The organism is Actinomyces bouchesdurhonensis, assembly GCF_963540955.1.
Taxonomy (GTDB): Bacteria; Actinomycetota; Actinomycetes; order Actinomycetales; family Actinomycetaceae; genus Pauljensenia; species Pauljensenia bouchesdurhonensis.
This window is the reverse complement of record NZ_CAUTSL010000014.1, coordinates 12,505-33,226: the sequence shown is the minus strand read 5'-3', so window position 1 is coordinate 33,226 and position 20,722 is coordinate 12,505. Positions and strand designations below refer to the sequence as shown.

Annotated in this window: 19 protein-coding genes; 6 read left to right on the top strand and 13 right to left on the bottom strand. The window is 64.6% G+C overall.

Annotation, left to right across the window (positions count from 1 at the left end):
* Nucleotides 1-7: 7 nt before the first annotated feature.
* The 5 genes from RYL44_RS03895 to RYL44_RS03875 form a co-directional block, all read right to left on the bottom strand.
* Nucleotides 8-976 (bottom strand): glycosyltransferase family A protein, encoded by a 969-nt coding sequence (locus tag RYL44_RS03895; protein WP_073982524.1) that lies wholly within the window; start codon nt 974-976, stop codon nt 8-10.
* Nucleotides 966-1,892 carry an NAD-dependent epimerase/dehydratase family protein gene (locus tag RYL44_RS03890; RefSeq protein WP_276738746.1) on the bottom strand — a complete coding sequence of 309 codons (927 nt, stop codon included), beginning with the start codon at nt 1,890-1,892 and terminating at the stop codon, nt 966-968. The genes RYL44_RS03895 and RYL44_RS03890 overlap by 11 nt, the downstream gene beginning before the upstream one ends.
* The gene (locus tag RYL44_RS03885; RefSeq protein WP_073982522.1) at nt 1,885-3,159 is read right to left on the bottom strand and encodes a rhamnosyltransferase WsaF family glycosyltransferase; all 1,275 of its coding nucleotides are present in this window, start codon (nt 3,157-3,159) and stop codon (nt 1,885-1,887) included. Before RYL44_RS03885 ends, RYL44_RS03890 begins: the two co-directional genes overlap by 8 nt.
* A 74-nt stretch (nt 3,160-3,233) precedes the next feature.
* On the bottom strand, nt 3,234-4,337 hold the full coding sequence (locus tag RYL44_RS03880; RefSeq protein ID WP_314975143.1) for a glycosyltransferase family 2 protein: 1,104 nt from the start codon (nt 4,335-4,337) through the stop codon (nt 3,234-3,236).
* A complete protein-coding gene (locus tag RYL44_RS03875; protein ID WP_314975142.1) occupies nt 4,334-5,452 on the bottom strand; it encodes a glycosyltransferase family 4 protein in 1,119 nt (372 codons plus the stop codon). Before RYL44_RS03875 ends, RYL44_RS03880 begins: the two co-directional genes overlap by 4 nt.
* A gap of 91 nt (nt 5,453-5,543) precedes the next feature.
* On the opposite strand from RYL44_RS03875, the gene RYL44_RS03870 reads away from it, so the two are divergent.
* Both RYL44_RS03870 and RYL44_RS03865 read left to right on the top strand, forming a co-directional pair.
* Complete coding sequence (locus RYL44_RS03870; RefSeq protein WP_129582458.1) at nt 5,544-6,692, top strand: glycosyltransferase family 4 protein; 1,149 nt, start codon at nt 5,544-5,546, stop codon at nt 6,690-6,692.
* Nucleotides 6,693-6,730: 38 nt separating this feature from the next.
* Nucleotides 6,731-8,314, top strand: a complete 1,584-nt coding sequence (locus RYL44_RS03865) for a DUF2142 domain-containing protein (RefSeq protein ID WP_234968611.1) — start codon at nt 6,731-6,733, stop codon at nt 8,312-8,314.
* 52 nt (nt 8,315-8,366) lie between these two features.
* Here the strand turns inward: RYL44_RS03865 and RYL44_RS03860 are convergent, their stop codons facing one another.
* From RYL44_RS03860 to RYL44_RS03850, 3 genes are read right to left on the bottom strand one after another with little or no spacing between them, the layout of a single operon-like run.
* The gene (locus RYL44_RS03860) at nt 8,367-9,350 is read right to left on the bottom strand and encodes a Gfo/Idh/MocA family protein (protein ID WP_314975141.1); all 984 of its coding nucleotides are present in this window, start codon (nt 9,348-9,350) and stop codon (nt 8,367-8,369) included.
* Nucleotide 9,351: 1 nt separating this feature from the next.
* On the bottom strand, nt 9,352-10,452 hold the full coding sequence (locus RYL44_RS03855; protein ID WP_314975140.1) for a DegT/DnrJ/EryC1/StrS family aminotransferase: 1,101 nt from the start codon (nt 10,450-10,452) through the stop codon (nt 9,352-9,354).
* Nucleotides 10,449-11,111, bottom strand: a complete 663-nt coding sequence (locus RYL44_RS03850; protein ID WP_314769709.1) for an acyltransferase — start codon at nt 11,109-11,111, stop codon at nt 10,449-10,451. The genes RYL44_RS03855 and RYL44_RS03850 overlap by 4 nt, the downstream gene beginning before the upstream one ends.
* A gap of 111 nt (nt 11,112-11,222) precedes the next feature.
* Between RYL44_RS03850 and RYL44_RS03845 the strand changes: the two genes are divergently transcribed.
* The 4 genes from RYL44_RS03845 to RYL44_RS03830 are packed head-to-tail and all read left to right on the top strand — an operon-like array spanning nt 11,223 to nt 15,088.
* A complete protein-coding gene (locus RYL44_RS03845; RefSeq protein WP_200783445.1) occupies nt 11,223-11,903 on the top strand; it encodes a glycosyltransferase family 2 protein in 681 nt (226 codons plus the stop codon).
* Nucleotides 11,900-12,370 (top strand): DUF2304 domain-containing protein, encoded by a 471-nt coding sequence (locus tag RYL44_RS03840; protein ID WP_073982520.1) that lies wholly within the window; start codon nt 11,900-11,902, stop codon nt 12,368-12,370. Before RYL44_RS03845 ends, RYL44_RS03840 begins: the two co-directional genes overlap by 4 nt.
* Nucleotides 12,363-13,700, top strand: coding sequence for an LCP family protein (locus tag RYL44_RS03835; protein WP_314769712.1), 1,338 nt, complete (start codon nt 12,363-12,365; stop codon nt 13,698-13,700). The genes RYL44_RS03840 and RYL44_RS03835 overlap by 8 nt, the downstream gene beginning before the upstream one ends.
* Nucleotides 13,697-15,088, top strand: coding sequence for an LCP family protein (locus tag RYL44_RS03830; RefSeq protein WP_314769714.1), 1,392 nt, complete (start codon nt 13,697-13,699; stop codon nt 15,086-15,088). Before RYL44_RS03835 ends, RYL44_RS03830 begins: the two co-directional genes overlap by 4 nt.
* Before the next feature lie 683 nt (nt 15,089-15,771).
* Here RYL44_RS03830 and galE read toward each other — a convergent pair.
* The 5 genes from galE to RYL44_RS03805 all read right to left on the bottom strand — a co-directional run bounded on the left by galE (nt 15,772) and on the right by RYL44_RS03805 (nt 20,662).
* Nucleotides 15,772-16,767, bottom strand: coding sequence for a UDP-glucose 4-epimerase GalE (galE, locus tag RYL44_RS03825; protein ID WP_073982518.1), 996 nt, complete (start codon nt 16,765-16,767; stop codon nt 15,772-15,774).
* Between the two features lie 60 nt (nt 16,768-16,827).
* Nucleotides 16,828-17,382: a 5-(carboxyamino)imidazole ribonucleotide mutase gene (gene purE / locus RYL44_RS03820; RefSeq protein ID WP_276738765.1), complete on the bottom strand. Its 555-nt coding sequence runs from the start codon at nt 17,380-17,382 to the stop codon at nt 16,828-16,830.
* Nucleotides 17,383-17,447: 65 nt separating this feature from the next.
* Nucleotides 17,448-18,596 carry a 5-(carboxyamino)imidazole ribonucleotide synthase gene (locus tag RYL44_RS03815; protein WP_276738787.1) on the bottom strand — a complete coding sequence of 383 codons (1,149 nt, stop codon included), beginning with the start codon at nt 18,594-18,596 and terminating at the stop codon, nt 17,448-17,450.
* A 33-nt stretch (nt 18,597-18,629) separates the two neighbouring features.
* Entirely contained in the window at nt 18,630-19,961 is a 1,332-nt protein-coding gene (locus RYL44_RS03810; protein WP_314805055.1) for an ATP-binding protein, read from the bottom strand.
* Nucleotides 19,962-19,984: 23 nt separating this feature from the next.
* Nucleotides 19,985-20,662, bottom strand: coding sequence for a response regulator transcription factor (locus tag RYL44_RS03805; protein ID WP_314975139.1), 678 nt, complete (start codon nt 20,660-20,662; stop codon nt 19,985-19,987).
* Nucleotides 20,663-20,722 lie beyond the last annotated feature (60 nt).

Sequence of the window (20,722 nt, the reverse complement as noted above, 5' to 3'; positions counted from 1 at the left end):
CGGTTCCTTACTGACCATAGCGCTTGAGCGGCGAGCGAACGCCCCTGCGCACGCCCCTCCACTTCTGCACGTGGTAGGCGGGATTGAGGAAGAAACCGCTGATCTTACGGCGCTTGCCGACCTCGCGGTCGCGAGCAAGACGCAGGGCGTCCTTGAGGATTCCGGTCGCCACCATGCGCACGACCGTGGGGATAGAGGGCAGGGCGACGTCGATGCCTACCTCACGCAGCCCCTGGGTCTCCTCAAACATGCGGTCGTCATATTCGGAGACGGTCATCTCGTTGGAGTGCATGACGGCGGCTCGCGGCGCGTAGGCCTTGATGTATCCGGCTGCGATCACGTCGCGTCCCAAGAGCTGGTCTTCGGCGTAGGAGACGTCACGGTAGGGTACCTCGCCCGTCAGAATGTCTTTGCGCGCGGCCGAGTTCACGTCGGAATAGAAAGTGACGGCGTTGCGCACACCCTCATCCTGGATGAAGTCGTCGTCGTAGAACAGGGTGGTTCCAAATCCCGGGCCGAAGCCATTGAAGACGCCCTTGATTTCGTAGCGCAGCAGTGGGAAGGCATCGGGTCGGGGAATCTGGGCGCCCATCACGGCGACGATGCGCTCAGAAATACCGAAGGGCGCGGTGATCTCGTGGAGCCACCGGTCCGAGGCCGGGGTGGCGTCATGCGTCAGGTAGGCGACGATACGGCCCTTGGCCAGGTGCGCGCCAAGATTGCGGGTCTTACCATGCCCGAACTCGCTATTGGGGATCTGGACCAGACGCACGGACGGGTACTTGGCGATGATGTCCAGGGTCGAGTCGGTCGACCCGGAGTCGATGACGAGGATCTCGTAAGTGCCGTCGAAACGCTGGGTGGTCAGCGATGCAAGGATTTCGTCGATGTGCTGCTCACCGTTGTAGGTCAGGATGACGACGCTCGCGTCGAGCGTGGCATCATTGGCCTCAACGTAGTCAGATTTAGTAACCATGCGTTTGGATCTCCTGCCATGTTTTCGCGATGCCCTCATCGAGCGGTGTCATCTCAAAGGGACCAAATTCCTTGTTCACGCGTTGCGTGTTGAGCACGGAGCCGAGGAGATAGGTCGAGGGCGTGGGAACGTGCTCAATCTCCGGTGTCGTCCCGGTGACGCGCTCGATAGAGGCGACGATCTCTGAGACGGTGGTCTTGCACCCCGATCCGATGTTGTAGACGGAACGGGTCGCCCCGCGGTGAATCATCGTGGAGACGATGGTGGCAAAGTCCTCCACGTAGATGTAGTCGCGGAACATGGAGCCGTCCCCCATGACCGTCAGCGCTTCTCCGTTGAGAACGTGGCGCAGGAAGATCGGGATGATGCCCTGGCGCTTGTGCGGGTTCTGCCTGGTCCCGTAGGGGTTGGAGATGCGCAGCGATGTCGAGTTGAGATCGTATTTGCGGGCGAAGAAACGCATGTAGTTCTCGATGGTGAGTTTGCCGATGCCGTAGGGCGATACCGGCAGCGTGCGGTCCTCCTCGCCGTAGCTCTCCTTGTTCTGGTCGCCGTAAATCGTGCCGCCGCTCGAGGCGTAGTACACGTGAGACACGCCGGCTTCGACGCACGCGCGGAACAGATCGATGCTGCCCTGAATGTTCGTGCGCACATCCAGCGTCGGGTCATTTTCAGCCGTGGCGGGGTCTGTGGTCGAGAGCATGTGTACGACCACGTCCATGCCTGTCACGGCGCGCGTTATGTCGTCGATGTTCAGGAAATTACCGTCGAATGCTTCGACTCCCGCGGCCGTCCAATGCTCTCCGTTGCCGAACATGTCGAACGCACGGATGAACGTTCCTTCCTGCGCGGCAAGGGCATCGACCAGGTGGGATCCGAGGAACCCGTTACCTCCGACTACCAGGATGTTAGGCATTCATAGCCTCCTCAAAATCAGCGACGAACGTGCGTCCCGAGTCTTCCCAGCTGAGCGACTTCACGGACTCCGCGGCGGCGCGCGAACGGGCCACCTGGTCCTGTGCATCCACGATGCGAATGATTTCCGTGGCCATGGCGCCGGGCGACAGCGGTACGTAGTCAATATGGGGGTTGTCAGAAACGAGCCGGTTGTTGGGGGCATCGTTGACGACGGGGATCGTCCCGCACGACGCCAACTCGAGCGGGAGCAGCGACAGGTTTGTCAGGCTCATGACGAGGGCCGCGGCGCACTGGTTGTACAGCGGGGAGAGTTCTTCGAGCGTGAGTGCGCCGTGGTTTTCGTACTCGAAGGGGACTTTCCACTCTGACACGTCCCAGCCCGCCATGTGAATGCGAATGTCGGGGCGGCGCTTCTTGACGTCGGCCAGCACCATGCATCCAAGTTCGAAACCTCGACGCATGGTCACGGGGCGAGCGTAGAAGAAGACGTCCGCGCGTCGTTTGTCGTTCGTGCGCTTGTAGAGTGAGAATTCGGCAGCGAAGTCGAAGGGGTGGGTCCTCATCCCGTATTCTTTGTGCAGTTTGCGGGCCAGCCACTTTCCGGCGGTGAAGGCCTCGAATCCGAAGCGGTAGGTGTTCTCCGCGAGCTGGTTTTCTGAGCCGACGGGATAGAACGAGGGTTCGAAGTCCTGGACGAAGTAGAATCGGCGCGCGTTCGAGCGGTCCAAGTATGCGGGGTATGCGGTCTCCCAGCCGGTCGCGAAGATTGCGTCCACGTCGTCTCCGACACCGACAGCTGGGTCATAGAGGGCGAAGGAGGCCTTTAAGGAGGGGTAGTTGTTCGAGCGCTCGACCATGTCGCGCACGCGCTCGGCGTCAACGGGGATCGACTGCGACCAGTAGAGGAAGATCTTCACCTGGTGACCGGCGGCCTCCAGGTAGGACAGGAAACGGAAGATGTTCTGGTGGCCTCCCGAGGATTCTCCGGGGGGAGACATGATCCACGCGGTGACGTAGGGGCCGGATCCGAGGGAGCGAGGGTTCTTCTTCCAGTGGGGTTCACTCACCCAGTCCACGGCGGCGGCATCCGAGAATTTGACGAGCATCCCGAGGGGGTACTGTCCCTTGCCTTTTCCCTTGGCGGAGTTGGCGATCTTATTCCCCATGCCCTGCAAGAGACGAGCGACCGTCATTCGGCCCCCGTATCGTTTGAAGTAGGAGGCACCCTTTGCGAACTTACGCACCAGCGGATTCGTCTGTGTCATGCTCGACAGTTTAGCGCCTGCATGGTGCGGACTCGGACGAGGAGTGACCCATCCCTACCTGCAACGCTGTATCATTACTCACTTTCCAGCGTTTTCTTTGTAGTGGCGCCTACGCGCCGGGGAGTCCCATCACGCCTCGCCTTCCGCGCGCGTCGAGCACGAAGCGCGGCGGGAAACGAGGCGAGTCCCTGTGCGACCCCGTGCGCGACCGGGCCTCGACATCCTGCCCGCACAGCCCGGGCCAGTGAGCGGACCAGGGCACGTGCGACCACTGGCCACGGCGCGTGTTCGACCGCCACGATGAGGCGATTACGCGCGTTGACGCGGGTGAACATGGGTGAGGTTGCGTCCGAGGAGGCGGCGTGCTCGTGGTCGACGACGGCCTCGCGCACGAAACGCACACGGTATCCGGCTTCGCGGAGCCGGTAGGACAGGTCTGTGTCCTCGTAGTACATGAACAGGTCGGTGCGGATGCCGCCGACTTTCTCCCAGGCGTCGCGCCGGATTGCGCACGCTCCCCCGCACAGGCCGAACACGTCGGGCGCGGCGTCGAGGTCTTTGGCCTCACACAGCCAGTCTCGGTCTTGGCCGTTGCCTGCGCGGTCGACGATGTTGCCGGTCGAGTTGACCAGGACGGTGCCCTCGCTCTGCATTGTTTCCTCGTCTGTCTGGCGCACCCAGCGCGTGGGACCGTTTCCGCTCAGTGCCTGGGCCTCGTCTTCACGTGCGTGACGGTAGCGCCCGGCGAGGAGAATGAGCGCGGTCGTGGCTCCCACGTCGGGGGTGCCCAGTGGGGCTAGGAGCGCGTCGAGGAAGCCCTCACGGACGGTGGCGTCGTTGTTGAGGAGCACGAGGGCGTCCTCGCTCAGACCCGCGGCACCCGCCGTGACGCCGGCACCGAATCCGCCGTTGACACCCGCGTTCACCAGCTCGATGGGGATGTCTGTCGCGGCTCCATCACCCGATTCGCTGCGTCGCAAGCCAGTGAGCAGCTCGGGTAGGTGGGCGTCGAGAACTGCGAGAGAGTCATCCTCGGAGCCGTTGTCAACGATGACGAGGCGGTCGCCGGCGCGCAGCTGTGGAACGATCGAGCGGGCGGCGCGCAGGGTGAGGGGAGCGTTTTTCCAGTTGACCAGGACGACCCGGGCGCTTGGCCGCGCCTGCAGGTCGGTGTTCATCGGGCACCTGCCAAGGACTCGTAGAGGCGGGCGTGAGCGGCGGCGGAAGCCTCCCACGTGTAGTGGTTTGTTCGGGCGAGGCCGGCGCGAGCCAGGCGGTCGTGTTCACTTCCAGCGGCGGCCTCGAGGGCGTCTGCCAGAGCAGAGGCGTCGGTGGCTGGGACGAGGAGCCCAGCGTCGGTGCCGGTGATCTCCGCCATGCAGGTGTCGGCGCTGGTCACGACGGGCGTCCCGTGCGCCATGGCTTCCAGGACGGGCAGTCCGAATCCCTCCCAGATAGAGGGGAAGGTGAAGACTCGCGCGCCAGCGTAGGCGCAGGCCAGGTCGGCGTCGTCGAGGCGCCCGAGAATGTGGGTCCGGTCGACGGGCAGGTCCCCCCATTCAGGATCCTGCCCCCATCCGGCGGGGCCAACGAGGACCAGGTCGAGGTCCGAGGACGAGGCCATGGCACGGTAGGCGCGCAGCAGCGTCGGTAGGTTTTTGCGTGGCTCGCGCGTGCCGACCCACAGGATGTAGGGGCGCGTGAGAGCGTGGCGGGCGCGGAAATCCTCAATCTGCTGGGGCGTGACGGGAGTGTGGGTTAGACCGTGGGGGATGACGGTGATGATGGACTCGTCGATCCCTGCCTCCACGCAGTCCGCCGCCGTGGCCTCGGAGGGGACGATGACGGCGTCGGCACGGCGCTTCGTGATGTCAAGAGCGCGACCGAAATAGGCGGCACCGTGGGCGGTGAAATGGCTGGCGTCACGTAGGAAGGCAACGTCGTGGACGGTGACAGCCAGCGGGTGCCTCGTCGGGGGAATCGCCCAGGTGGTCGCGTGCACGACGTCAGGGGCGCGACCTGAGCGCGAACCAATCATACGGTCGAGGCTCGGCTTGCCCAGGCGGTCCCACGCGGCGTACAGGGCGCGCCGAGGCAACGCAGAGTTGAGAACTGGGATTGTCAGCCCGACGTCCTGCGGGGAAGGCTCACAAGCGCCGTGGCGGGCGGCGATACCAAGCGTGCGCACCCCCTGTGGGGCCAGGCGGGAGGCCACCTCCACGATGTATCGCCCCGACCCACCGGGGACGGGTTGCCACATCTGCTCGACTACCATTGCGACGCGCACACTCATGGCTACAGGATAGTTGAGATGCATGTCAGCGTCTGTCTATCCTCGTCGTGGCCTACAATGGAAGTGTCAATCGCTAGAACCGGAGACCATTATGCCTTCCTCCCTCTCGTCCAAACCCGTTCGCGTCCTCATGGACGCCACCGCGATCCCGGCGAACCTGGGCGGAGTTGGCCGCTACGTGGACGATCTGGTTCCCGAATTGGAGGCCCAGGGCGTCGATCTCACCATGGCGGTGCAAGAGCGCGACGCGGAGCATTTCGCCACGAAACTCCCCCGCGCCCGTATCATCCCGATTTCTACACGCTTCGAGTCTCGTCCGTTGCGTTTCGCGTGGGAACAGACGGGGTTGCCTTCGCTCATCCGCAAGGTGCGTCCCGATGTTTTACATTCCCCCCACTACACCTGCCCGCAGTTCCCTGGCGTTCCTGTCGTCATCACGTTGCACGACGCGACGTTCTTTTCTCACCCCAAGGCGCATTCGCGCGTGAAGCAGAAGTTCTTCACTTTCGCGATTCGTCGTGCGATCCGGCGCGCCTCGGCGCTCGTCGTACCATCTGAGGCGACGCGCGATGAGACTATTAAGTACGCGGGCGGGGATGCGTCGCAGTTCTACGTCGCCTACCACGGTGTGGACCGCTCGATTTTTCACCCCGTCGACGACGCTGAGCGCCACCGTGTCAAGAAGGCTCTTGGGTTGGAAGGCCGGGAGTATATAGGGTTCCTCGGCACCCTCGAGCCGCGCAAGAACGTCCCGAATCTTGTTCGCGGTTGGGTTCAGGCCGTCTCGGGCCTGGCGGATCCTCCCGCGCTGGTCTTGGCCGGCGGAAAAGGCTGGGACGAGGACATCGATCCCGCGTTGGCTACCGTTCCCACCCATCTTACGGTCCTGCGTCCCGGCTACTTGCCCCTGGAGGATCTGCCCGGTTTCCTTTCCGGTTGCCTCGTCTTGGCGTACCCCTCTATCGCGGAGGGTTTCGGCCTGCCCGTCCTGGAGGCGATGAGCTGCGGGGCAGCGACGCTGACGACTCGCCTGACCTCCCTGCCCGAGGTCGGTGGAGACGCCGTCGCGTACTGCGACATCACACCCGAGTCGATTGCCCACGGCCTCACAGACTTGATGAATGATCCTGCGCGACGCGCGCGGCTGGGGCAGGCAGCTATCGAACGTTCCGAGGAGTTCACCTGGGAGCGAGCAGCACGTGTCCACGCACAGGCTTTCCGCGCAGCAGCAAGCCACTGATCCCCGACCGTATGCGTTCAACCCAAGGATTGTCTTCTATGACTACAACTGATCTCCCCCAGGATGGCGATTTTTCTCCCGCGTCCGATCGCGCTGAGAAGGCACCGGCGCAGCATTTGGCCAACACTCATCGCGTCGGGTTGCCACGAGGCACCTGGCGTGTCCTGGGAGTCATCGCTCTCGTCCTGTGCGTGTGTGGAGTTGGTGTCTCTTGGGCGCTCTCTTCTCCGCTCGGCGGCTCGCCGGATGACGACTACCACTTAGGTTCGATCTGGTGTCCTCCCCCGCTGTCCGCGTCCGGATGCTCGACGGGCTACACGGAGCGCGGAACCTACGGTCCCTACGTTCCCGAGACCGTGTCGTCGAGGCGCGTCGCCTGCTACGCGTTTCGCGGCGAAGATTCCGCTGCGTGTTCCCTGAATAACTCCGACGATGTCACGATGGTGACGGATCGTTGGGATGATGGCAACTACCCGTGGGGCTACTACCAGTTCCACCATCACTTCATCGGCCATAACGCTGCCCGCGCGGGCGTGACTATGCGCATCATTAACGTCATGATTGCCGTCGTTGTCCTCGGGGCGATCGGCGCGTTCATGCCGACCGTCTTGCGCCGCTCGTACGCTCTGTCGCTGCTGGCAGGGTGGACGCCGATGGGCATCTATTTCATTGCCTCTAACAACCCTTCCTCGTGGGCTTTCACCGGTGTTTTCGCATTCGCAGCCGGCCTATGGTGCGCCACTCATTCAAGCGGATGGCGACGTTGGGCGCTCATCGGCTTGGCAGGCCTCGGAGCCGTCCTGTCGTGCACGTCGCGCGGCGATTCGGCTTTCTTCCTGTTCGTTGTCTCCGTCGCCCTGGTTTTCGCAGTGCGGTGGAGCCGCACCCGGTGGCCGGAGGCCGCGCTCGCACTCGTGTCATCCGTCGTCGGGATCGTCATCATGCGCTCGACGAACGTCGCGACCTCCCAGCTGACGTCGATTGACGGTCCCCGCCCCTCTCTCACCCAGCTCATCGGTCTCAATGTGTCCTCCCTGCCACAGTACTTCGCGGGCTTCTACGGCTTCCGATGGGGACCCGGCTGGATGGACGTGAACTATGACGGCTCGGTGACGACGCTTGCTCTGTTCACTGCCGCTTTCGTGTTCATCATTGGTATGCGCGCCTGGTCGTGGCGTAAGGGAATGACCTTGCTCATGCTGGTGGGAGCGATGGCTGGGGTTCCGATCGTCATCGGTATTATCCAGGGTATCGACAACGTAGCCGCCTACCAGCCTCGATACATGATGCCTCTGTGGGTCGTGTTGATCTTCTTCATGCTGACGATGGAACGACGCGAGGACTCCGTGACGCGCTCACAGCTGGTGACGATCGGAATTTTTGCGTCCGTCGCGGCTTTCTGGGCCCACTTTCTGCTGCTGCTGCGTTACACGCACGGCTCGGCGAACATGGTGTTTAACCTCAGTGAGTCCGCGTCGTGGTGGTGGAAAGGTGCCCCCGTCGGGGCGAACATGGTGTGGTTTATCGGCACCGTCTGTTTCGTGTCTGCCACGGTTCTCGCGCTTGTCCTCACGCGTGACGGTGTCGGCAACAAGCTAGCGGTCGTGGAAGCCGACGACTGACTGATCACGCCTGGGGCACCAGCGTCGGCGGGCTGCAGATCGCGGGAGTCTCCTACAGGTTCACGCTGTGCCCCGAGGCAGCGGAAGCCAGGATGGCCTCGACGACGCGTAGGTTGTCCAGGGCGTCGTCCATGGTGACGTGCTCGGCTCCTATGCCGAGGATCGCGTCGCGAAAGCGCTCGTGCTCGACGGCAAGAGGTTCGCGTTTGGTGAGCGCGTAGCGCACGACCTGGCCTTCGCTGACCCCGCGAAACGCGGCGATGGCGTCCCATTGGAGAGGCGCGTGGCCGTTTTCGTAGAAGGTCAGGTCCCCCATCGCGGTGTCGGCGACGAGCGCGCCGCGCTCCCCCGTCACGATGGTCGTGCGGTCCTTGAAGGGGGTCAGCCAATTGACGAGGTGGTTGACGAGGATGCCGCCACGAAGAACGCCCGAGGCGACCATCATGTCCTCGTGGGGGCGCCCCGAACGGGTGGATGTTCGCGCGTAGATGGCCTCGTAGGGGGCGCCGGCCACCCACGCGGCCAGGTCCACGTCGTGTGTGGCCAGGTCCTTGACGACGCCGACGTCGCTGATGCGCGCCGGGAAGGGCGACTGGCGGCGCGTCGCGATCTGCTCGATGGCACCGAGCTGCCCGGAGGCGATGCGCCTGCGCATGTCGATGAGCGCCGGGTTGCAGCGTTCGACGTAGCCGACTGCGCCCACCAGGCCCGCCGAAGCGAAGGCGTCACGGATGCGAGTCCCCGCCTCCACGCTGGTGGCGAGTGGCTTTTCGACCAGAGTGTGGACGCCGGCCTCGGCCAGTGCCAGGGCCGCGGCCTCGTGGTGGGCGGTGGGCGCGGCGATGATCGCGGCGTCGATGCCGGCCTCGATCAGCTCCTCGACGCCGCCCAGGACGGGCAAGTCGCCGGCGACGCCGAAGCGGTCACCGCCGGGGTCAGCGAGGGCGACGAGGTCGACGCCAGCGGTGGCGCGCGCGTTGCGCACGTGGTGTCGGCCCATCGATCCAATGCCGAGGATCCCGAGGCGAATGCTCACGTCAGGCCCCGGCTTCCGCGAGCGCGTTGACGCCTTCAACGATGCGTTCCAGCTCGATGGGCGTCAGGGAGGGGTAGATCGGCAGGGACAGCACTTGGTCGGCGGCCTCGCGTGTGGCGGGCAGCTCCACCTCGGGGGAAAAGCGGGCGAGGGAGGGCAGTTCGTGGTTGGGGATCGGGTAGTAGACGCCCGAGCCGACGCCGTATTCCTGGCGCAGCGCGGCGGCGAAACCGTCGCGGTCTTCTCCCACGCGGATCGTGTACTGGTGGTAGACGTGGGTGGCGCCGGGGGCGACGTGCGGGACGGTGACGCCGCGCAGGTGGGCGTCCAGGAATGCGGCGTTGCCTTGACGCGCGCGCGTCCACGCGCGGACCTTGGTGAGCTGCACGCGCCCGATGGCGGCGTGAATGTCGGTCATGCGGTTGTTGAGTCCGACGATTTCGTTGGCGTAGCGCGTCTCCATGCCCTGGTTGCGCGCGAGCCTCACGCCGCGGATGATACCGGGGTCGCGTGAGGTGACCATGCCGCCTTCGCCGCTGGTCATGTTTTTGGTCGGGTAGAAGGAGAAGGCCGCGAAGGTGCCGAAGGTGCCGACTGCGCGCCCGCGCAGGGTGGCGCCGTGGGCCTGGGCGGCGTCCTCGAAGAGCATGAGGCCGCGCTCGTCGGCGATCGCCTGGAGCGCGTCCATGGGCGCGGGGTGGCCGTAGAGATGAACGGGCATGATGGCGCGCGTGCGCTCAGTGATCGCTGCTTCGACGGCTGCCGGAGACAGCGTGAACGTCAGCGGGTCGATGTCGGCGAACACCGGGGTGGCGCCTGTGATGGCCACGGAGTTGGCGGTGGCCGCGAAGGTGAAGGAGGGGACGATGACTTCGTCGCCCGGTCCGATTCCGCTGGCCAGAAGGCCCAGGTGTAGGGCGGAGGTTCCCGAGTTGACGGCGACGGCGCTGGTCCCGGGGACGAGGGCGGCGGCGAACTCTTCTTCGAAGGCGGCGACCTCGGGGCCTTGGGCGAGCATGCCTGAGCGCATGACGGCGGCGACGGCCTCGATCTCTTCTTCACCGATGAGCGGGCGTGCGGGCGGGATGAACGGATGGGTCACTGGTGTTCCTCACTGGTCTGGTCGGGCGCCTCGGCGGTATTCGGGGACGAGGCCTGGGCTTCCTCGGGTGAGAGGGTGCCGTCTCGCTCGACGTAGCGGCGCCCCGTTGCCGGGCACGCCCATTGACGTTCCATGGCCTCGTTCGTGTTCTCGGTGGGTACGAGGGGGACACCGGCCTCACCGACCCACCCGACGCGTCGGGCTGGCACACCCACGACGAGGGCGTAGGGGGCGACGTCGCGCGTGACGACGGCACCCGCGCCGATGCTTGCCCAGGCACCGATCCTCAGGGGGGCCACGCACACGGCGCGTGCTCCGATTGCGGCTCCGTGTTCGACGGTGACCCCCACGCGTGTCCAGTCCGTGGCTGCCTTCAGGGTTCCGTCCATGTTGATCGCGCGCGGGCAGTGGTCGTTCGTCAAGACGGCGGCAGGGCCGATGAACACGCCGTCGGCGAGCGAGGCGGGTTCGTAGACGAGGGCGTGGTTCTGGATCTTGCAGCGCGCCCCCACGCGCACTCCCTCACCGATGTAGGCGCCGCGTCCAATGATCGTTTCCTCGCCAATTGACGCACCTTCACGCACCTGTGCCAGGTGCCATACGCGCGCGCTGGGCGCGACCTGCGCGCTGGGTGCCACGTCGGCACTGGACTCGATCACGGTATCTCCCTCGCGTATTCCCACGAGCGCTGACACGCTCGCTGGGCGCTCAATCCCACCAGATAGCAACACTATAGGCGCGCTGACTTGCTGATGTGCGACACTGGAGCAATGCAGCAGCGTTCCGACGCGTGGGTTGTCATCCCCGCGTATAACGAGGCGCCCGTCATCGGGGGCGTCGTCGCTGGCGTTCGCGCTTTTTTCCCCCGCGTCCTCGTCATCGACGATGCTTCCAGCGACGACACTGCCGCGATCGCGCGCGCGGCGGGAGCCTACACAGCCACGCATCCGATTAATCTCGGCCAGGGCGCGGCTCTGCAAACCGGCTTTGAGGCAGCGTTGGCACGCGGGGCACGCTACGTTGTGACCTTTGATGCCGACGGCCAGCATGATCCAGCCGATGCTGCGGCGATGGTGGATCGGGCACGCGCGGAGGATTTGGCCTTCGTGCTCGGCTCGCGTTTTCTTCAGGGCGGCGGCGGTGCCATAGGGGTGTTCAAGCGCATCATGCTGCGACTCGGGGCGTTGGTGTCACGCGCCCGCACGGGCATGGGCCTGACAGACACGCACAATGGCCTGCGCGTGATCCGGGCTGATGCCCTCACCCATGTCCACCTGACCCACGCGCGTATGGCTCATGCCTCGCAGATCGTCTCTCAGCTGGCCGCGTGCGGTCTTCCCGGCGCCGAACACCCCGTCACGATCTCTTACACCGACTATTCGCGCGCCAAGGGACAGCCGCTGCTCAATTCCGTCAATATCGTCGTCGACCTGGCACTGGGGGATCGATGAGCACCTACCTACTCATCCGGGTTCTCCTGCTCCTCTCGCTGGCAGCCACCGTGTGGTGGCTTCTTCGTCCCGTGTCGTCTGCTTCCTCGCTTGCCCTGCGTCGTATCGGCATCGGTTTTCTCGTGGCCGGCGCCATCGTCGCTATCGCCTACCCTCCGCTGGCGAACACGCTGGCTCGCGCCATCGGCGTCGATCGTGGGGTGAATCTGATCGTCTACGGCCTGGTGGTCGCCTCGATCGCGCAAATGGTCACCGCCTACCGGCGCGAGGCGCGAATGGAGGCACGCATGGCGTCACTCGCCCGTTCGCTGGCGCTCTCACGTGTGTGTCCTCCTGATGGTCGATCGGAAGATGGCATTCCTTCGACTAATGGAATGAGACGTCGCGCGGAAGTGGAACACGCCGCTTCGGGGCCGCATTCTCCGACAAACAACCGGGATAACGATATGGTTACAACTGATGAGTAACGTGAATCTGCGACCGATCCAGCACTCGGCTGTCACCTTCGGGCGGTTTGGCCTCCTGCGCAGCGCACTCGCCGTCCTCATGGCGGGCGTGCTTTTTGTCGCCTCAACGGGGGGATTCCTCTACGCCAGGTTGACCGCTCAGTTCGCTGACCGAGTCGTCGACATCAACGCCTACGTGTCGGATGGCCAAAACAAGGCCACTCCCGATTCCTTCGAGGGACGTGCCGTCAACATTCTTGTCGTCGGCACGGACTCCCGAAATGGCGCCAGCGGCAACATTGGGGCCGGCGATGAAGACGAGGTGCCGGGCCTGCGCAACGACTCGACGATGGTCATCCATGTCAGCGCCGATCGTTCACGCGTCCAAGTCGTCTCGATCCCCCGCGACACCCTTGTGGATATTCCCTCGTGTAAGCACCGCGACGGGTCGACCAGCGACCCGATGAGCAACGAGATGTTCAACAACGCCATGTTTTATGGCGCTGACGGCGGCAATACCGACGAAGACATTGCACCCGGCATCGCGTGCGTGAAGGCGACCGTGGAAAAAATGTCGGGGATGCCGATTGATGCCTTCATGGTCGTTAATTTCGCTGGTTTCATCAATATGATCGACGCGCTCGGTGGGATCTGGTTTAACATTCCCGAGCGCATCGAGGACGAGTCCGCCAGTCTCTTCATCGACGCGGGCTGCTGGAAGTTGGATGGCACCCAGTCGTTGGCGTACATGCGCTCGCGTAAGGGCCAGGGCGACGGCTCCGATATTTCACGTATCGGTCGCCAACAGCAGCTGATTTCCGCCATGCTACGCGAGATCCAGTCGAAAGACTATGTGACGGATTCCGGCGCTCTCTTGACGTTCCTGCAGGCTGCTATCGCCTCCGTTAATGTCTCGTCCAACCTGGGTGACGCGCGGGCGGACTTGACGCTGCTCCTGAACGTCCTATCTAAAACGGAGCGGGCGAATATTCAGTTTGTGACCATGCCCGTTGAGGAGCCCTCCTGGGATCCGAACCGCCGTATTGCTTCCGAGCCTATGGCCCGCAACGTGTGGAATGCCCTGAAGAACGACCAGGGGCTGCCCGTTGGCACGACGTACACGGACGGCAACGGGGCTCAGCTGGTGGTCCCGGATCCGACCGCAGCCACTGCGTCGCCTTCGCCGGCGCCCACGGACGACACGACGACCAGCCCGAGCGACGACTCGAATGGTGACTCGACCACGAATCCCGCCGATAACACTGAGCAGTCCGCGTCCGTCACTAACAATGCGGCGAACCAAGCCGCCGCCGAGAAGAACGCCGAAAGCTGCCCGCCGAAAGACAAATGAGCACTCCTCCCTCGTTCGCACCCGACCCGAAACGCCGCCGCCCCGGCTCCGATGATGCTCGCATGATCGGACAGGAGGCCCGTTCCGGCGCCCCTACTCCCCCGCCGGAGGCCATCGCACCGCAGATGTGGCGGATTTCCGAGGACGAGGCAGGTGCCTCGCGCCCGTTGATGCCCCCTACGCTGGACCAGCCTCAGCGCGATTCCGCGCCGATTTTCCCGAGGCGAGCGACCCACGAGCAGGCTCCGCCTTCCTATCAGCCAGCGACAGCAACGAATCCGCCGTCCTACGCTCCGACTTCGACCAACGCTGCCCGCGCACCGCGCCCCGGTGGGGCGAACGCCTATGCGCCGTCAGGCAACGGGCCTCGTCAGTTCACGGTGGGGCAACCCCAGCGCCCCACCCCTGCACCGCTCGGCGCCCCCGCACCGCATCCCCGACCGCGGCGCCGACGCCGACACCCGATCCTGAAGACCCTGTGCTTGTTCTTGGTGCTGGTCCTCGCCTGGGGCGGGTTCCTGCTGTGGGACGCAAACACGAACATGGGTCGCGTGACGGCCTTGTCCGGTGGCGCAGACACGCCGGGAACCACGTACCTGCTCGCGGGTTCCGACTCGCGTGCGGACGGCGCCGTGAAGGATGGTTTCAACGATTCCGAGCGTGCCGACTCGATTATGCTGGTCAACGTCGCACCGAACGGCCAGGCTGTCGCCTTGTCGATCCCGCGAGATACCTACGCGGAGATCCCCGGGGTCGGGTGGGATAAGATCAACGCGTCCTACGCCTACGGTGGTCCGCAGCTGCTCGTTGAAACAGTTGAGAAGCTCACGGGTCTCACTGTTGATCATTTCGTCCAGATCGGTATGGGTGCCGTGCCTGACATGGTGGATGCGGTCGGTGGCGTCGAGCTGTGCTACGACCACGATGCTAACGACGAGTACTCGGGCTTGAATTGGACCGCCGGGTGTCACACGGTCGACGGCACCACCGCGTTGCAATTTTCGCGTATGCGTTATCAGGACCCGGAGGGCGACATCGGTCGTACTAAACGCCAACGGCAGGTGATTTCGAAAGTCATTGCCTCCGCTGCATCGCCCTCAACGCTCATTAATCCGGCGAAGACGCTGCGCGTGGAGCGCGCTGGGTCGAAGTCTTTCACGGTTGACGAGGATTCTTCTGTTGCCACAGTCGCGTCCTTGGTACTGGCGCTGCGTAGTGCTTCTTCCTCGCAGATGATGGGTGTTCCGCCGATCGAATCGCTGAATTTTACGACGAACGCGGGAGCCTCAGCGGTCTTGCTGCGAGACACGACCGCGGACGATTTCTTCGCGAAGCTTCGCGCGGGTACGCTCGCTACCTCCGACCTTAACCAGGTCGACGGCTTCTGACGCGGGCGGCAGCGCACCGTGAGCGCTCAGGCGCTCTGCCCGGTGGGCGCCAGCCGGACCGCCGGACGCGACCGTGGGGTCATAGGACGAAGCGTATTGGTTTTATGATGACTTTTCGTCGTTGTGGCGCCGGAAAGCCTGTGTTGTAGTTGGTGGCAGCCAACTTGAAGGAGGTCCAAAGCCCGTTGGATTTGTAGCGACTTTTCAGCTTGTCCATGCGGGAAAGTCGGTCAAGTCCTGTGGAGTGGTGTCATCGTTGTGTCTTCTTCGGGGTTGGTTATGCGCTAGGTTGTCGTGGGGTGTCCTCCTGTTGGGCGAGTCGAGGTTTTCTGGTGTTCCGCTGCTCAACGAGGCCTATGTTCCCATCGTCGACGGCATCCAGTTGGCCGGGCCGCGACACGTCGGCGGTGCCGCTGGCGGTGCCGCGAGGCTCCCTGTCGGACAGGCTCTCTTGCTTGCGCACGCAATTGCCTCGGGGCTTGTGCGCACCGCGAATCCGTATCGTTGGTATTGCGACGTCTGTGAGCGTGGTTGAACGCTCACCCGATCGACGTGCATGCATACCTGCTCCGAGCGGGGGCCACCACCGCGAATGCGGGTCCGCTAACTCGCACGCGGACAGCCCCGGCCTCGTTCCCTCCTACGGGACATGAGGCCCGGGGTTCAACGCTGCGAAGGGGTACTCAGGCGCCCGGTACGGTAATCGGTCGCGGCCCTGCCTGCCAGCCTTCCCAGGCTGAGGTGAGGATCTCGTCGAGACCGTTGTTGGCCTTCCAGCCCAGGTCGACGCCGATGGACAGCGGGTCGCCGATGAGCTTGGGCGGATCACCCGCGCGGCGACCGAGAACCTCAACGGGGAAGTCCCAGCCGATGACGCGGCGCAGGCCGTCGATGATTTCTTGGACGGACGTGCCAAGGCCCGTGCCGACGTTGTAGGTGTGGTGGTCCGGCTGACGGCCTTCGGCGAGCACATCGAGGGCCGCGATGTGAGCCTCCGCCAGATCCAAGACGTGAATGTAGTCGCGCACGCACGTGCCGTCGGGAGTGTCGTAGTCCGCGCCAAAGATCTTTGCGCTTTCTCCGCGCTCGAGTCGGTCCAACACCATGGGGATGAGGTTCATGATGGCAGGGTCAGCCAGGTCGGGCCAGCCCGCGCCGGCGACGTTGAAGTAACGCAGGCCGATCCATTTGAGGTCCCAAGCGCGCTCGCAGTCGGCCATCATCCACTCGCCGATCAGCTTCGTCTCACCGTAGGGGTTGATGGGGTGGCCAGCCATGTCTTCGGTGACGACCTCAGCGTTGGGCATGCCGTAGACGGCAGCCGAGGAGGAGAAGATCATCTGGTCAACACCCGTGTCCTCCATTGCGGCGAGCACGTTCGCCATGCCACCGATGTTCTGCTGGTAGTACCAGGTGGGGCGCTTGACAGATTCGCCGACTTGCTTGCGTGCGGAGAAGTGAATGACCGCGGTGACGTCCTCGTCCACCATCAGGTTGGACAGGATCGAACGTGCGTCGTCCGTGGCGACGTCGAGACGAACCAGGGGTGTATCCCCAACCCGGGCGGCGTTCGAGGTGGACAGGTCGTCGACGACGACGACGCGATCACCGCGCTGGCGCAAGAGGCGGACGACATGGGCGCCAATGTAGCCGGCGCCACCACAAACGAGAATACTCATGGGCTTAGGATACGACGCGTCGGGTCCTCGCTGCTACCTGCGAGTGGCTTGTGGTATCGCTCAGAGCGGGCGTGAGACGCGCTGCGCAAGCGCGGCACCCTTGGCGGTGGCCACGTCGCGCAGGTCCTTCTGGAAGTCGCGCATGGCGCCGCGCAGCGTCTCGGCGCGTTCGCCTTCGCCTGCGCCGAGGATGCGGGCGGCGAGCAAGCCGGCGTTGCGTGCTCCCGCGATGGACACGGTCGCGACGGGCACGCCTGCGGGCATTTGGACGATCGAGTGCAGGGAGTCGACGCCGTCGAGGTGCTTGAGGGGGACGGGCACGCCGATGACGGGCAGTTCGGTGAGGGCGGCGAGCATGCCGGGCAGGTGGGCTGCTCCCCCGGCTCCGGCGATGATGACGCGCAGGCCGCGCGCCGAGGCGCTTCTCCCGTAGGCGACCATGTCTTCGGGCATGCGGTGGGCGGAGACGACGCCGACCTCGCAGGCGATGTCGAACTCGGCGAGGGCGGCGACGGCGGGTTCCATGGTGGGCCAGTCGGAGTCGGAACCCATGACGACGCCGACGAGGGGGTTGTCGCCGGTTGCGGTGAGCTGGATGTCGAGGTCGGTGGTCATGAGGGGCCTTTCGGGAGAGGACGAGGCCGGGGCGGGATTGTCGCTCGGCCGGGGTGGGTGGTGGGTTAGTCGCAGGTGCCTCGCAGTGCTTCGACTGCTGCGCGGGCGCGGGCGAGGGCCGCGCCCGGGTCTTCGTCGACGACGGTGACGTGGCCGAGTTTGCGACCTGGACGCACTTTCTTACCGTAGAGGTGAACTTTAGCTCTTCCTCCCCCGGCAGTGAAGGCGTCGGTGAGGGCGCGGGCGGGCTGGTCGTACGCGGAACCCAGCAGGTTGACCATGACTACGTGCGTCCCTGGGGCCTTGAGGTCCGTGGAGCCGAGCGGCAGGTCCAGGACGGCGCGCAAGTGCTGCTCGAATTGGCTGGTGACGGCCCCGTCGATGGTCCAGTGCCCGGTGTTGTGGGGACGCATAGCGAGCTCGTTGACGAGGACGTGTTCGTTCGCGCCCTCACCCACGACGAACATTTCAACGGCCAGGACGCCGGTGACACCCAGTTCGGCGGCGATACGTTCGCCGATGCTGCGGGCTTCGGTGGCTGTTTCGGGGCGGATGCCCACCGCTGGGGCGGTGACCTCGGCGCACACGCCGTCGTGCTGGACGGTGGAGGCCACGGGCCAGGAGGCGATCTGCCCGGAAGGCGTTCGGGCCAAGAGGGCGGCCACCTCACCCGTGAAGGGCACCAAGGCCTCGGCCAGGAGGGGGCCACCTCCCCACCAGGACTCGACATCGGCGGGGCTGTGGGCGAGGGCGACGCCGTGCCCGTCGTAGCCGCCGCGCGGCGTTTTGACGATGAGAGGCCATCCGATGGCGGCGCCAAAGCGCTCCAGCTCGGCCGCGTCGTCGACGCGCGCCCACGCCGGGCAAGGGATACCCATGCTGGTCAGGCGTTCGCGCATCGCGAGCTTGTCCTGGGCGTACAGGAGGGCGGAGGCTGGGGGTTGGACGGAGACGACGCGCGCCGCTTCCTCCATTGTCTGGGCGGGAATATGCTCATGTTCGAAAGTGAGGACATCCGCGCCGTCAATGAGCGCGCGGATGGCGTCAAGGTCTGAGGGACTCCCGGCGGCCTTGTCGACGGTCACCAGACCGGTCGAACCGTCGTCGGCCTCGACGAGGGCACGAAGATTAATGCCGAGCGCGATGGCGCTCTCCTGCATCATGCGTGCCAGCTGTCCGCCGCCGATAACGGCAACGGTGGGAGGAGTCAACATATCGCGTTCCACGCGTCCCAATCTACCGTGCTCCTAGAAGCGACGCGAGCGGCGTCCCATGGAAATGAGCGGGCCTTCGGGCATGACGCGGTCGGGGTCCAGGGAAGCTGGGATCGCCGCCACGGACACGGTAAAGACCGGTGGGATAGCGGATTTGAGTTCCAGGCGTCCGCCCATCGCCTGGGCTAGATCGTGGGCGAGAGCCAATCCGATACCCGTCGAGCCGTGACCGGATACCCCTTTTTCAAAAATGTCTGGGGCAAGCTCCTCGTCGATGCCTTCTCCCTCGTCGCTGACTTCAATGATGACACCGCGCTTGGAGGAGCCCGCGTGAGCCCACACGCGCGTGGTGCCGCCACCGTAGCGCAGCGAGTTTTCGATGAGGGTGGCCAGCACTTGGCCGAGTTTGCCGGCGTCGGCCAGGATGGGACGCTCGGCCTCGTCAAGGAAAACCAGCGTGCGGCCGGCCGCCGCGAATTGGTCCTCCCACTCCTCGCGAGCGGTGTTGAAAACCTCGAGGATATGGATTGCCTCAGTTCCTCCCCCGCTTTCGCGCTTGGAGACGTCGAGAAGTTCTGAGACGACGTTGGTCATGCGTTCGACTTGTTCGAGGCAGGTGCGGGCCTCGGCGCGCACTTCCTCCTCCGTGGAGATGTACTCGATTTCTTCGAGGCGCATCGACAGCGCCGTGAGAGGGGTCCGCAGCTGGTGGGAGGCATCTGCAGCGGCCTGCCGCTCCGCGGCGAGACGTCCGGCCATGCGTTCCCCAGTGCGCGCGAGTTCTTCGGAGACCAGGTCGATCTCTTCGATACCAGACTTTTCAACGCGGGCTCGCACGCCCCCCGAACCGATCTGCTCGGCCTGCGCAGCCAAATAGATGAGGGGCGCTGACAGAGATCGGGACAGCGAGCGGGCCATGAGCAGGCCGATGAGCATGGAGGTGATCATTCCGATGCCGAACATGCCGCACGCCCACACGATGCGGGCGGTCGCACGCGACGCGGAGAAGGTCAGTTGGACGCTGACGCCGCTGGGTGACTCCGCAAAGGCTGAGAGCGTTCGTCCAGGAATCTCGGCCTCGTGGGTCACGAGGTTCTCGCCGGGAATCAAGATCCGGTAGTCTAGCTCGCCGCCGCGATCGTCGGCTTGATCCGAGACCAGCGAAGACAGCGCATCGGGGTCGGTGCTCTCCCCTGCCGCTTTGCGCCTGTCGATGCTCTGGACGATGCGCTGGGCAGTTACCTCCAGGTCACGCTGCTCAGAGGACCAGATGGACACTGAGGCGAAAAAGGCGCCGGGTAGGCCCATGAGGAGGCAGACGACGGCGACGACGGAGACGATCATCCTCACCGCGCGTTCGCGCATGGCGGCACCCCTTTAGCGCTGGTTCAGTGCGCGTTCTCGAAACGGAAGCCCATACCACGCACGGTTGTGATGTAGTGCGGATCGGTGGCGTCATCGCCGAGCTTGCGACGCAGCCAGGACACGTGCATGTCGAGGGTCTTGGTCGAACCGCTCGGATCGGATCCCCAAACCTCACGCATGAGCGTGTCTCGCGCAACGACGGAACCGGCCTCGCGCAGCAGGACGCGCAGCAGGTCAAATTCCTTGGCCGTCAGACTCAACTCCACGTCACCAACGAAGGCACGATGGGCGGCGACATCCATGCGGATGTCCTGGGCGCGTAGCTCGCCTTCGGAGGGTTCGGCGACCTGGCGGCGCAGGAGGGCCCGCACGCGGGCGAGCAACTCAGCAAGGCGGAAGGGCTTCGTCACGTAGTCGTCCGCGCCCGCGTCGAGGCCGACGACCATATCGACTTCGTCTGTGCGTGCGGTGAGGATCAGGATCGGGACGTGGTTTCCAGACGCGCGGATCTCGCGAGCAACATCCAGGCCATCCATGTCGGGCAGGCCGAGATCCAGAACAACCAGATCGACGCCGCGCATGTCAGCAAGGGCCTCGCCGCCCGTTCCGTGCGCACGCACGTCGTATCCTTCCCTGCCCAGGGCTCGAGCGAGGGGCTCAGAGATGGCAGGATCGTCTTCAACGAGGAGAACTGTAGTCACACGCTCATCTTAGCAATTCCGAACCAAAACTTTCACCTTTCTTGACCCATCGCGGCAGGC

Coding starts and splice junctions, on each gene's coding strand:
- purE (WP_276738765.1), bottom strand. CDS start 17,382: ATGACCACCGACCTCGACATCCAGCTCACCGCAACCGGCGACAACCCC.
- RYL44_RS03830 (WP_314769714.1), top strand. CDS start 13,697: ATGAGCACTCCTCCCTCGTTCGCACCCGACCCGAAACGCCGCCGCCCC.
- RYL44_RS03845 (WP_200783445.1), top strand. CDS start 11,223: ATGCAGCAGCGTTCCGACGCGTGGGTTGTCATCCCCGCGTATAACGAG.
- galE (WP_073982518.1), bottom strand. CDS start 16,767: ATGAGTATTCTCGTTTGTGGTGGCGCCGGCTACATTGGCGCCCATGTC.
- RYL44_RS03875 (WP_314975142.1), bottom strand. CDS start 5,452: ATGAGTGTGCGCGTCGCAATGGTAGTCGAGCAGATGTGGCAACCCGTC.
- RYL44_RS03890 (WP_276738746.1), bottom strand. CDS start 1,892: ATGCCTAACATCCTGGTAGTCGGAGGTAACGGGTTCCTCGGATCCCAC.
- RYL44_RS03895 (WP_073982524.1), bottom strand. CDS start 976: ATGGTTACTAAATCTGACTACGTTGAGGCCAATGATGCCACGCTCGAC.
- RYL44_RS03870 (WP_129582458.1), top strand. CDS start 5,544: ATGCCTTCCTCCCTCTCGTCCAAACCCGTTCGCGTCCTCATGGACGCC.
- RYL44_RS03840 (WP_073982520.1), top strand. CDS start 11,900: ATGAGCACCTACCTACTCATCCGGGTTCTCCTGCTCCTCTCGCTGGCA.
- RYL44_RS03810 (WP_314805055.1), bottom strand. CDS start 19,961: ATGCGCGAACGCGCGGTGAGGATGATCGTCTCCGTCGTCGCCGTCGTC.
- RYL44_RS03885 (WP_073982522.1), bottom strand. CDS start 3,159: ATGACACAGACGAATCCGCTGGTGCGTAAGTTCGCAAAGGGTGCCTCC.
- RYL44_RS03815 (WP_276738787.1), bottom strand. CDS start 18,596: ATGTTGACTCCTCCCACCGTTGCCGTTATCGGCGGCGGACAGCTGGCA.
- RYL44_RS03880 (WP_314975143.1), bottom strand. CDS start 4,337: ATGAACACCGACCTGCAGGCGCGGCCAAGCGCCCGGGTCGTCCTGGTC.
- RYL44_RS03835 (WP_314769712.1), top strand. CDS start 12,363: ATGAGTAACGTGAATCTGCGACCGATCCAGCACTCGGCTGTCACCTTC.
- RYL44_RS03865 (WP_234968611.1), top strand. CDS start 6,731: ATGACTACAACTGATCTCCCCCAGGATGGCGATTTTTCTCCCGCGTCC.